General features: G+C 75.5%; 9 protein-coding genes. 6 read left to right on the top strand and 3 right to left on the bottom strand.

What is annotated here, in order from left to right; translation table 11 throughout:
* Positions 1 to 63 precede the first annotated feature (63 nt).
* The 3 genes from ACUN9U_RS15585 (at position 64) to ACUN9U_RS15595 (ending at position 3,254) form a co-directional block, all read left to right on the top strand.
* Complete coding sequence (locus ACUN9U_RS15585) at positions 64 to 2,046, top strand: zinc-ribbon domain-containing protein (protein ID WP_445485926.1); 1,983 nt, start codon at positions 64 to 66, stop codon at positions 2,044 to 2,046.
* Between the two features lie 82 nt (positions 2,047 to 2,128).
* Positions 2,129 to 2,695, top strand: coding sequence for a Dps family protein (locus ACUN9U_RS15590; protein ID WP_445485927.1), 567 nt, complete (start codon positions 2,129 to 2,131; stop codon positions 2,693 to 2,695).
* A 40-nt stretch (positions 2,696 to 2,735) separates the two neighbouring features.
* Positions 2,736 to 3,254, top strand: coding sequence for a general stress protein (locus ACUN9U_RS15595; protein WP_445485928.1), 519 nt, complete (start codon positions 2,736 to 2,738; stop codon positions 3,252 to 3,254).
* A gap of 75 nt (positions 3,255 to 3,329) precedes the next feature.
* Here the strand turns inward: ACUN9U_RS15595 and ACUN9U_RS15600 are convergent, their stop codons facing one another.
* Entirely contained in the window at positions 3,330 to 4,913 is a 1,584-nt protein-coding gene (locus ACUN9U_RS15600; RefSeq protein ID WP_445485929.1) for an aminopeptidase P family protein, read from the bottom strand.
* A 220-nt stretch (positions 4,914 to 5,133) separates the two neighbouring features.
* Between ACUN9U_RS15600 and ACUN9U_RS15605 the strand changes: the two genes are divergently transcribed.
* From ACUN9U_RS15605 to ACUN9U_RS15615, 3 genes are all read left to right on the top strand, one after another.
* A complete protein-coding gene (locus ACUN9U_RS15605; RefSeq protein WP_445485930.1) occupies positions 5,134 to 7,074 on the top strand; it encodes a lytic murein transglycosylase in 1,941 nt (646 codons plus the stop codon).
* A gap of 83 nt (positions 7,075 to 7,157) precedes the next feature.
* Positions 7,158 to 8,018: a PHP domain-containing protein gene (locus ACUN9U_RS15610; protein WP_445485931.1), complete on the top strand. Its 861-nt coding sequence runs from the start codon at positions 7,158 to 7,160 to the stop codon at positions 8,016 to 8,018.
* Between the two features lie 32 nt (positions 8,019 to 8,050).
* Positions 8,051 to 8,896 carry a RecB family exonuclease gene (locus tag ACUN9U_RS15615; protein WP_445485936.1) on the top strand — a complete coding sequence of 282 codons (846 nt, stop codon included), beginning with the start codon at positions 8,051 to 8,053 and terminating at the stop codon, positions 8,894 to 8,896.
* A gap of 210 nt (positions 8,897 to 9,106) precedes the next feature.
* Here ACUN9U_RS15615 and ACUN9U_RS15620 read toward each other — a convergent pair whose 3' ends face one another.
* Positions 9,107 to 9,967: an oxygenase MpaB family protein gene (locus ACUN9U_RS15620; protein ID WP_445485932.1), complete on the bottom strand. Its 861-nt coding sequence runs from the start codon at positions 9,965 to 9,967 to the stop codon at positions 9,107 to 9,109.
* Between the two features lie 10 nt (positions 9,968 to 9,977).
* On the bottom strand, positions 9,978 to 10,961 hold the full coding sequence (locus tag ACUN9U_RS15625) for a Rieske 2Fe-2S domain-containing protein (protein ID WP_445485933.1): 984 nt from the start codon (positions 10,959 to 10,961) through the stop codon (positions 9,978 to 9,980).
* Positions 10,962 to 11,128: the final 167 nt, after the last annotated feature.

The following is an 11,128-nucleotide window of genomic DNA, read 5'->3' on the forward strand; positions in this document are numbered from 1 at the left end:
TCGGTGGTGTCCTGCATCCTCTGGGCAGGAGGGAACGTGGACTCGCAGAGGAGCGACTGATCCGTGGGCACCAACGGCGCAAGGCCGTCCGTCGCGAACAAGAAGCTCTCGGACTACCCCGAACTGGTCGAGGAGTTCTCGACCGACCTCAACGGTCTGACCTCGCCGGAAGACCTTGCTGCAGGTGGGCACACGCCCGTGTGGTGGCGCTGCGTCCGCGGTCCCGACCACGTCTGGGAGACGACGGTGGCGACCAGGACCAGCGGTAGGCACGGTTGCCCGTTCTGCGCGGGCCTCCAGCCGTCAGTGACCAACACACTCGCTTCGCTGCGGCCGGACCTCTTCCAACAGCTCCACCCCGATCTCAACGGTGACCTCGAGCTGGGCTCCGTCCGAGCGGGGGCTGACACCAAGCTGTGGTGGGTCTGTCCCGTTGCTCCCGACCACATCTGGTGCGCTTCAGCCGGTTCGAGGAGCCGCGGATCAGGCTGTCCCTGTTGTGCTGGGAAGCACGTGTCCGTGACGAACTCCTTGGCGACGGTCGCGCCGTTGATCGCCGCGCAGTTCGACCTGGAGCTCAATCAGCCCATCACTCCCCGAGACGTCGTCGCCAAGACCGAGAAGGCCTACTGGTGGCGCTGTCCCAAAGATCCGGATCACGTGTGGATCGCCAACACGTCGAACAGGGTCCGCCTTGGGCGGGGGTGCCCTCACTGCGCCGGGAAGAGGGGACTGCGTCGACCCGGCCCTGGTGGTGACGCGCCGAAGAACCATCCCGACTCGCTGGCAGCTGTCGCTCCGTCGCTGGTGGAACTCGTCGCGACGGATGGGCAACCGTTCTTCCAGCCCCATGTCTGGCCAGCGGCCAGCCCACGGGGCCTCTGGTGGCGTTGCCCGAAGTTCAGCGACCACCGGTGGTACGCGAGTTCCGCCCGTCAGGTCCGCGACCACAAGTTGCGTCTGGAGGACTGCCAGGTCTGCCGAGGAGAAGTGGGCGCGCCGAGCCGGAACATCGCGACGGAGCGAAGTGCACTGGCGCTCCAGTTCGACGTCGCGCGCAACGACGGCGTCGATGTCAAAGACGTAGGACACGTCGATCCGCGGGTCTTCTGGTGGGCCTGTCCCGAGGGCGAGGACCACCGCTGGCGCGCGAGTGTCTCGGCCAGGGTGCGAGACGACGGATGTCCGTTCTGCGCGGGGCGTCGGTTCGCTGCATCCAACAGTCTTCTCTATCGACGTCCGACTGTCGCTCTGCAGCTCCATCCTGTGAAAAACGGTGACCTCTCGGCGGACAAGATCTCCTACGGTTCCGGTCGGCGTGTCTGGTGGCGTTGCCTAGAGGACCCAAGTCATGAGTGGGTGGCCGCCGTCAACTCGCGCGCGACCGCGGGGTGCCCGCTCTGCAACCTGCCCCTCCGCAGCGCGCAGGAGATCTACATCGCGCACGAGCTGGCCGCCGTCCTGCCGGTCGACCACTCGACCAACCACGTCGAGCTGGACGGGAGAGCCGTCTCCGTGGATGTAGCCGTCCCCTCGCTCCGTCTGATCATCGAGTTCGACGGGTGGTTCTGGCACCAGGACAAGCTGGAGGCCGATCGGCTCAAGGCTGAAGCATTGAGAGCGGCGGGCTGGCACGTGGTCAGGGTGCGACAGCTCCCGCTCCGACGGCTGTCCGACCACGATGTGGAAGTCGCCGTCGGAGCCTCCACGGTGGAGATCGTTGCAGCGGTTCTCGGGGCGCTGAGAGAGCGCTTCCAGCTGGCGCCCTACGACGGGACAGGCTCAGAGCGTCGAGCCGAGGCAGCTCGTCGCTACATCGAGCGACTCAGGCGAGGACGTGCTCTGAGCGTCGCCCTGGCCCGCGTCCCGAGGGAAGGCATCGGCCAGCCCGCTCTTCTCAAGGCGGTCGCCGAGTTCGTACTGGTCAGGTGCCTGCACCGCGTCGGCGAGGGCCGGCCGTGTGAGAGCTGTATCCATGTCGCCTCTGCCCTGACCTCGATCGGTGAGCAGCTCCTGGCGGCGAACGCCGCTACCGGTGACCAGTAGCAGCTCTTTCCGTCGTCGCAGGGACCGCGGCACGGGCGCCCGCCGACGGGCGGGGGCGGGACAGTCGATCTAGCGTGGAGGCATGGCTTCCAACCACTACGGCGTGCCCGGTCTGGGCGAGGGCGACTCCGCGAAGGTCGCCGACATCCTCCAGGACCGCCTCTACGCGCTGAACGACCTGCACCTGACCCTCAAGCACGTCCACTGGAACGTCGTGGGACCGCACTTCATCGCGGTGCACGAGATGCTCGACCCCCAGGTCGACACCGTCCGCGAGTACGCCGACCAGGTGGCCGAGCGCATCGCCACCCTCGGCGGGTCGCCCAAGGGCACCCCCGGCGCCCTGGTGGAGAACCGCAGCTGGAACGAGTACTCCATCGGCCGCGCCGGCGCCATCGAGCACCTCGGCGCCCTCGACCTCGTCTACTCGGGCGTCATCGCCAGCCACCGCGAGGCCATCGAGGCCACCGGCGACGTCGACCCCATCACCGAGGACCTCCTCATCGGCCAGTCCGGCCAACTGGAGCAGTACCACTGGTTCGTGCGCGCGCACCTGGAGAACGCCGGCGGCGAGCTGTCCACCTCCGGCGCGGAGACCGAGCGCGAGGCCACGGTGCTCGCCGAGGCCGGCGTCGAGGAGACCGTGTGACAGCGGCCCCGCACCGCCGGGCCACCGGCGCGGTGCGCTGATGTCAGGCACCTCGCCGCAGGCGCGGGTCCGCGGCGGCATCACCCTGCCCACCGGCTCCGAGGTCGCCTCCTACGCCACCTACCTGGAGGCGCAGAAGGCCGTCGACCACCTCTCCGACGAGGGCTTCCCGGTGCAGCTGGTGAGCATCGTGGGCACCGACCTGCGCAGCGTCGAGCGCGTCACCGGGCGCCTCACCTACGCGCGGGTCGCGCTCGCCGGTGCGGCCTCGGGCCTGTGGTTCGGCCTCTTCCTGGGCCTGCTGCTGACGCTCTTCGTGGGCGGGGGCGGCCTGAACCTGTGGCTCGCGGCCGTCCTCATCGGCGCGGGCTCGGGCATGCTCTTCGGCGTCATCAGCTACGCCCTCACCGGCGGCCGGCGCGACTTCAGCTCCGTCAACGCCATCCTCGCCTCGCGCTACTCGGTCATCTGCGCCGACGCCGAGGCGGGACGCGCCCGCCAGCTCCTGGCGGGCCTGGAGGGCGTGCGTCCGCTGCAGCGCGAGCCCGGTCAGTTCTGAGAGTCTCCCGCCGCGCACGGGCCCGTCGTCGTCCTGCTCAGGACGACGACGGGCCCGCTCGCGTGCCGGCGGTGCTCAGCGCAGCGAGGCCATCCACTCCTCGACGTCGGCGGGGCGGCGGGGCAGCGCCGCGGAGAGGTTGACGCAGCCGTCCTCGGTGACCAGCACGTCGTCCTCGATGCGCACGCCGGTCCCGCGCAGCTCCTCCGGCACGAGCAGGTCGTCGGCCTTGAAGTACAGGCCCGGCTCGATGGTGAACACCATCCCCGGCACCAGCTCGGCGTCCAGGTACATCTCCCGGCGCGCCTGCGCGCAGTCGTGCACGTCCAGCCCCAGGTGGTGGGACGTGCCGTGCACCATCCACCGGCGGTGCTGCCCCCCGGTGGCGGGGTCGAGGGCCTCGGCCGCGCTGACCGGCAGCAGCCCCCACTCCTCCAGTCGCGCGGCGACGACCTCCATGGCGGCGGCGTGCAGGTCGCGGAACCGGGAGCCCGGCCTGGCGACGGCGAAGGCGGCGTCGGCGGCGTCGAGCACCGCCTGGTAGACCCGCCGCTGCGGCGGTGAGAAGCGCCCGTCCACGGGCAGCGTGCGCGTGACGTCGGCGGTGTAGAGCGACGTCGCCTCGACGCCGGCGTCGACGAGCACCAGCTGCCCGGGGCGCACGGGGCCGTCGTTGCGGATCCAGTGCAGCGTGCAGGCGTGCGGCCCGGCGGCGGCGATGGTCTCGTAGCCGACCCCGTTGCCCTCGCGGCGCGCGACGCCCTCGAAGGCGCTCTCCACCACCCGCTCACCGCGCTCGTGGCGCACCGCGGCCCGCAGGGAGCGGGCGACGTCGGCGAAGCCGGCGACGGTCGCCGCGACGGCCTCCTGCAGCTGCTCCACCTCCCAGGCGTCCTTGACCAGGCGCAGCTCCGACAGCGCCTCGGCCAGCTCGGCGCCGGGGTCGCGGCCCTCCCCGCCGTCGTCGTCCCGGGGGGCTGTCCGGTCGGGTTCCACGAGGGCGTTCACGGCGGGGTCGGCGTCCGGGACCACCCGCACGACGCCGTCGGGGGAGGGCAGCGGACCGGTGAGCGCCGCAGCGAGGCCGTCGACGTGGCGGCAGGCCAGGCCCAGCTCGGCCTCGACGTCCTCCAGGGACGGGCGCACGCCCACCCAGAACTCCCCGTACCGCGCGTCGGCCCAGAACTCCTCGGTGGTGCGCTCGGCGCGCGGCCTGAAGAACAGCAGCGCCTCGTGCCCGCCGCCCGCCTGCGGCTCCAGGACCAGCACCGCGTCCGGCTCGCGGTCGGCGCCCAGCCCGGTGAGGTGGGCGAAGGCGGAGTGCGGCCGGAAGCGGTAGTCGGTGTCGTTGCTGCGCACCTTGAGCGGGCCCGCGGGCAGCACGAGGCGGTCCCCGGGGAAGCTGGCGCTGATGCGCTCGCGCCGGGCGGCGGCCCACGGGGCGGCGGCCAGCCGCTGCGGGGGAGCGGGGCGGGGCGCCCAGCCGTCGGCGATGAAGTCGCGGAAGGCCTGCGACGTGGGGCGCTGGCTGCGGTTGGAGCCGCGCTCGGCCAGCCGCTGGGCCTCCTCGGCGGGCGCGTCCGCGTCGTCGCCGGAGGGGCCGCCCTGGGCGGTGAGGGGCACGTCGACGGTCTCGGCGGTGCTCGTGACCTCGCTCATGGCGCGATCCTCCCACCGCTCGCGCCGCGGGGGACGTCGCGGGGCGGGCGGCCCGGGCGGGGGGCGTCGCGAGGCCGTCGCGGGGCCGTGCGGGGCCGCTCGTCCCCTCGGCGTCACCGCACGGCCACGTCGCTGTCGGTTGTGTCCCGGTTCGTCCGCCCGCATGCTGGGACCTCCGCACCCGTCCACCTGCACGTGGTGGCGCTGCGAGGGGGGATCCATGCGCTCTGCCGGTCGCACTGGCGACGGGCCGTACCGCCGCGCGCGGGGGCGGTCCACCGCCGCCCTGTGCGCCGTGGCCGTCGTGACCGCGTCGGTGGTCGCGGCGTCCTCGCGCGAGCCGGAGCCCCGTGACGTGGTGCTCGTCGCACCTGCCGCCGGGTCGCCAGCCAGCCAGCAGGGGTCGGGCGCCTCCAGGGGCGCGCACGGGTCCGTGGTGCCCCTCGCCGACGAGGTCCCCGGCCCCGGGCCCGAGGCGGAGCCGCCGGCGGACGGCGGCCGCGAGGTGGGACCGGCGGTGGTGCAGGCCAGCCAGGCCGGCATCCCCGAGCGCGTGCTGGCGGCCTACCGCGCCGCCGCGGACCGCACCGCGGCGACCGACGCGAGCTGCCGCATCCCGTGGCAGCTGCTCGCCGGCATCGGCAAGGTCGAGTCGGGCCACGCCGCGGGCGGCCGCGTCGACGCCGCGGGGCGCACCGTCACGACCATCCTCGGGCCGCGCCTGGACGGCTCGCTGGCCGGCACGGCGGTCATCGCCGACGGGGACGGCGGCGGTCTGGACGGCGACGCCCAGTTCGACAGGGCCGTCGGCCCGATGCAGTTCCTGCCCGCCACCTGGCGCGCCTGGGGCGCCGACGCGGACGGCGACGGCGTGGCGGACCCCCACGACGTCGACGACGCCGCCCTGGGCGCGGCCCGCTACCTGTGCGCCAGCGGGGCCGACCTCTCCACGCGCGACGGCCAGGTGGCCGCTCTGTGGCGCTACAACCGCTCCAGCGCCTACGCCGCGACGGTGATGGGCTGGACGCAGGCCTACGTCGAGGGCCTGTCGGTGCTGCCCGCCCCGCCCGGTCTGCCCGACCTGCCCGCGCCCGCGCCGCCCGACAGCGCGCCGCCGGTCACCGAGGCGCTGGCTCCCGCTCCGCCGCCGGAGCCCGCCCCGCCGGCCCCGCCCGCCCCCGCCGAGCCGCCGCTGGACCCGTGCGCGGCGCCGGTCACCGGTGCGGCTGAGGTGACCGCTGAGCCGGCCGCCGAGCCGGCCGCCGAGCCGACCGCCGAGCCGACCGCCGAGCCGACCGCTGAGCCGACCGCTGAGCCGACCGCTGAGCCGACCGCTGAGCCGACCGCCGAGCCGACCGCCGAGCCGACCGCCGAGCCGACCGCCGAGGCAGCGGCGGCTGCGGTGACCTGCTGCCCGGCACCGGCTCCCACGGAGGAGCAGCCCCCCGGCGAGGAGGCGACCGAGGCCGCTCCGGCGGACGCCGCGCTCGTCGCCGACCAGGACCCGGCGGCCGCCGAGCTCGCCGACCCCGCGGTCGCCGCCTGCTGCCCCGCGCCCGTCCCGTCCCTCGAGCAGGCCGGCGCGGCGCCCGGCGCACCGACGGCGGACCCGGCCTCCGCTCCGGACCCGGCGACCGCCGCCGAGCCCGTGGCGGAGCAGGTCCTGCCCGTCTGCGCACCCACCGATGAGCCGACCGCCGAGCCGACCGCCGAGCCGACCGCCGAGCCGACCGCCGAGCCGACCGCCGAGCCGAGCCCGTCGGCACCGGCCGCGGACGACGGCGGGCACCACCACGGTGGCCACGACGGCGACCGCGCCGACGGGGACGGGCACCACGGTGACCACCACGCCGACGACCACGCCGACGACCACGCCGACGACCACGGCGGCCAGACCCCCAGCGCCTCGCCGTCCACCACCGAGACGTCCTCGGCACCGCCGACGGGCACCCCCTCGCCCAGCCCCACCGAGGACGGCCACCCCGCGGCGGCGCCCCAGCAGGACGAGGGGCGCACCGGCGCCGGAGCCCCTCCCAGCGCGGACCCCACCAGCAGCGAACCGGGGCAGCAGCCGTCGCAGGAGGCTCCGCCCCAGCCGTCCGGGGGAGCGCCCTCGCCGTCGTCGCCGGCCCCCGTCGCGTCGGGCAGCCCCACGGGCTGAGCCGCCCCCGCGCGGAACGCTCCCCGGCGGTCTCGCGAGGTCCTCGGGCGCTCGTCGTCACCGGCGCGACCTAGGCTCTTGACGTGCTCATCGACCTGCACACCCACTCCACCGCCTCAGACGGCACCGACGACCCCGCCGGGCTCGTCAGCGCCGCGGCGGAGGCCGGTGTGCAGGCCCTGGCCATCACGGACCACGACACGACGGCGGGGTGGGCGCGGGCCGGGCGCCAGGCCGAGCGGTGCGGGGTGCTCCTGCTCCCCGGGGCGGAGGTCTCCTGCCGGGTCCGCGGCATCACCGTGCACCTGCTGAGCTACCTGCACGACCCGCAGGAGCCCGAGCTGGCGCAGACGCTGGCGACCTCCCGCGACATCCGCTTCAGCCGGGCCCGGACCATGGCGGAGCTGCTGTCGCGCGACTTCCCGGTCACCTGGGACGACGTCCTCGCCCAGGCCGCGCACGGCGCCACCGTCGGGCGCCCCCACGTGGCCGACGCCCTGGTGGCGGCCGGGGTGGTGGCCGACCGCGACGAGGCCTTCGCCGGGCTGCTCGCCGACGGCTCGCCCTACGTCGTGCACCACGGCGCGCCCCACCCGGTGGAGGCGGTGCAGCGGGTGCGCGCCGCCGGCGGCGTGCCGGTCATCGCCCACGCGCTGGCCTCGGCCCGCGGCAAGGTGGTGGGCGAGGACGTGCTCGAGGAGATGGTCGCCGCGGGGCTGGCCGGGGTGGAGGTCGACCACCGCGACCACACCGAGGCCGACAAGGCCTGGCTGCGGGCCTTCGCGCGGGCGCACCACCTGCTCACCACCGGCTCCAGCGACTACCACGGCACCGGCAAGCAGAACCGCCTCGCCGAGAACACCACCTCCCCGGAGTCGCTGCAGCGGGTGCTCGCCGAGGGGCGCGGCGTGGACCCGGTGGGCACGCTGCGGGCGCTGCCGTGACCGGCTCCGGCGAGCAGACGGCGCTGCCGGGCATGCCGGTGCGCCTGTTCCGGTGCACGCCCACCAAGCTGACGACGTTCGAGGACTGCCCGCGCCGCTACCGCTTCACCTACCTCGACAGGCCGACCCCGCAGCGCGCCGGCGCCTTCGCGCACACCAGCGTGGGGGCAGCCGTCCACACGGCGCTGGCGCGCTGGTGGGACGAGCCGCTGCACCGACGCACCCCCGAGCGCGCCGCGGAGCTGGTGGAGCAGGCCTGGGGAGCGTGGCCCACGCCCGCCAGCGGCGGCTTCCGCGACGCCGAGCAGTCGCAGGCCCAGCGGCTGCGCGCGCAGGCCGCCGTGGCCGCCTACGCCGAGCGGCTCGACCCGCGCGCCGAGCCCGTGGGCGTGGAGCGCACCGTCGGGACGCCGACGGCGGCGCTGGCGTTCTCGGGCCGGGTCGACCGCATCGACAGGCGGCCGCGGCCGGAGGGCGACGGCGACGAACCGGTGGTCGTCGACTACAAGCTCGGGCGGCGCGTCCCGGACGACGACGACGCCCGCTCCTCCCTCGCCCTCGGGCTGTACGCCCTGGCGACGGGGCGCACGCTGCGGACCCGCTGCCGCCGCGTCGAGCTGCACCACGTGCCCACCGGCGCCGTCGCGGTGGCCGAGCACACGAGCACCTCCCTGGAGCGGGTGGTGCGCCGCGCGGAGTCCATCGCCTCCGACGCCGTGCGCGCCGAGGCCGCCCTGGCCGCCGGGGCCGACGCCGACGAGGCGTTCCCCGCGTCGCCGTCGTCGCTGTGCGCCTGGTGCGACTTCCGGCCCTCGTGCCCGACGGGGCAGCGCACCGCGCCGGCCGCCGATCCGTGGGCAGCGCTCGACCCGGCCTGACCCGCCCGCCCCCTCCCTCGTCGCACCTCCCGCGGACAGTGCGGCAGGGAGGCCGTCCACGAGCGCACTTTCCGCGGGAAGTGCGAAGAAGAGGCCTCCCGGAGGCGCACTTTCCGCGGAAAGTGCGAAGAGGAGGCCCCGGAGGCACACGTGCCGCGGGAAGTGCGAAGAGGTGGCGGCGGGACGTGCGCGCCACGGAGGGCGCGCGGGTCAGGAGGCCTCGGCCAGGCGCGCCATCGCCCGCCGTCGCGGCTCGGACAGCTGCACGCCCGGCACCCTGCCCGCGGACCTGACCAGCGCGACGCGCAGTCCGCGGAGCGCCGCGGTCACCGCGGCGTCGGCGGAGGCCTCCGCCCCGGGCAGCTCGGGCACGGCGTACATCCGCCGCGCCCACCCCGGCAGCGACGCGGCGGCGGTGCTGGCCACGCCGAACCAGATCGGCGCCATCGGCGTGGTGAGCACCGTGCGCGCCTCCATCGGCGGGGCGATGACGTAGCTGGCGGCCTCGCGCGCCTCGCGGGTGGCGCGCAGGTGCGGGCGCACCTCCTCGAAGTAGGCGGCCAGGTCGGCGCGGCTGGCGGGCACCACCTCAGGGCGCACGCCCACCAGCTCCGCGGAGACCACCTGCTCTGCCACGTACCGGTCGGCCAGCTCGTCGCTGACGGCCTCCCGCGGCGGGCGGCTGCGCGAGACGACGTCGAGGATGCTGTCGACCAGCGCGCAGTGGATGTAGAGCAGCAGGTCCTCGTCGTCGGCGCGGTACTCCATGCCCGTCTCGGGGTCGACCCCGCGGATGCGGCTGTGGATGCCCCGCACCCGAGCGGCGGCCCGGTGCGCCTCGCGCGTGGTGCCGAAGGTGGTCGCGTCGACGTACTCCCCGGTGCGGTGCAGCCGCTGCCAGGTCTCCTGCTTGAAGGTCGAGTGCTGCGCCACCACGTGCATGGCCAGCGGGTGCAGGGCCTGCAGCACCAGCGCCCGCAGCCCGGCCGGCCCGATCATCGGGTCGGTGTGCAGGTCCCAGGTGGCGCTGGAGGGGCCGAAGAGGCCGTCGTCGTCGTCGCGGTCGTGCACCACCTCATCCTCACCCGGCGCGCGACTCCAGGCCCGGCGAGGCCGACACGCCCGGCAGCTCGACCACGCGGGCCAGCACGGTGCCGTCGGGCTCCACGCGGCTGGCGAGCACGGGCTGCGGCGCGGTGGCCGGGCCGTGCACCGCGGAGCCGTCGGACAGGCGGAAGGTGCTGCCGTGCCACGGGCAGACCAGGCACTCCTCGCCGCGCTCGCGCACCACCTCACCCCCGGACAGGGACGCGGCCAGGTGGCTGCAGGAGTCGGCCAGCACGCTCACCCCGGTCCGGGTGCGCACGACGACGACGGGCACGTCGCCCAGGTGAGCCTTGGTCGGGGCGTCGACCTCGAGGTCGTCCCAGGCCGCCACGCGGTACCAGCCCTCGGGCGCCACGTGCGGCACGTGCTCGACGTGGGAGGCACCGGCCGCCCAGCGGTAGGAGAGGTGGCCGCCGAGGGCCGCACCCGCCGTCGCCGTCGTCAGCGCCGCCAGGTTCCACAGGCGCCCGCTGGTGCGCCTGCCCCGCCAGCGCTGGACCAGGGACAGCGCCACCATCGCCGTCGCGGCGTAGTTGGCGGCGGAGTGCACCAGCCCCAGGCGCTGCTGGTCCTCGTGGAGGTCCGACCAGTCCGTCCAGCCCGCGGCGATGGTCGGCAGGGCAGCGGCCAGGCCGGTGGCGGCCAGGGTGGTCGAAGCGGCCTCGGCGCCCTCCTCCAGGTCGTCGGGCACCAGGCCGGTCAGCGCCAGCCCGTCCACGAGCGCCGAGCTGGTCCAGGTGCCCACGACGACCTGGGCGAGGATCGGGTGCAGCGGGTGGCCGATCGGCGTGCCGTGCAGCAGGTCGGCCAGCCACCGCGGCTCGACCCGGTGCACCAGGTCGCGCACCGGTGCCGCCAGCGGGTCCAGCCACGACCAGTGCACCGGGGCGTCCAGGAGCCGCAGGAGCAGCGGGCGGGGCGCCACGGCGCTGGGGGAGGTGTGGGGCTGCTCGGCCATGCGGCCAGCCTCGCCCGGGCCGCACGGCGCCGCGAGCCGATCACCGCCGGCCCCGCACGCAGCCGAGCGCCCGGCTGCGGTCCGCGGGGGTGCGGGAACCGCCGCCGGGCGCCCCGCGGCGCCGGTGCGGGTCAGGCGTCGGAGCCGGAGGCCGCGCCGGCGGCGGG

Source organism: Quadrisphaera sp. KR29, assembly GCF_052644995.1.

Coding starts and splice junctions, on each gene's coding strand:
- ACUN9U_RS15590 (WP_445485927.1), top strand. CDS start 2,129: ATGGCTTCCAACCACTACGGCGTGCCCGGTCTGGGCGAGGGCGACTCC.
- ACUN9U_RS15595 (WP_445485928.1), top strand. CDS start 2,736: ATGTCAGGCACCTCGCCGCAGGCGCGGGTCCGCGGCGGCATCACCCTG.
- ACUN9U_RS15600 (WP_445485929.1), bottom strand. CDS start 4,913: ATGAGCGAGGTCACGAGCACCGCCGAGACCGTCGACGTGCCCCTCACC.
- ACUN9U_RS15605 (WP_445485930.1), top strand. CDS start 5,134: ATGCGCTCTGCCGGTCGCACTGGCGACGGGCCGTACCGCCGCGCGCGG.
- ACUN9U_RS15615 (WP_445485936.1), top strand. CDS start 8,051: ATGCCGGTGCGCCTGTTCCGGTGCACGCCCACCAAGCTGACGACGTTC.
- ACUN9U_RS15625 (WP_445485933.1), bottom strand. CDS start 10,961: ATGGCCGAGCAGCCCCACACCTCCCCCAGCGCCGTGGCGCCCCGCCCG.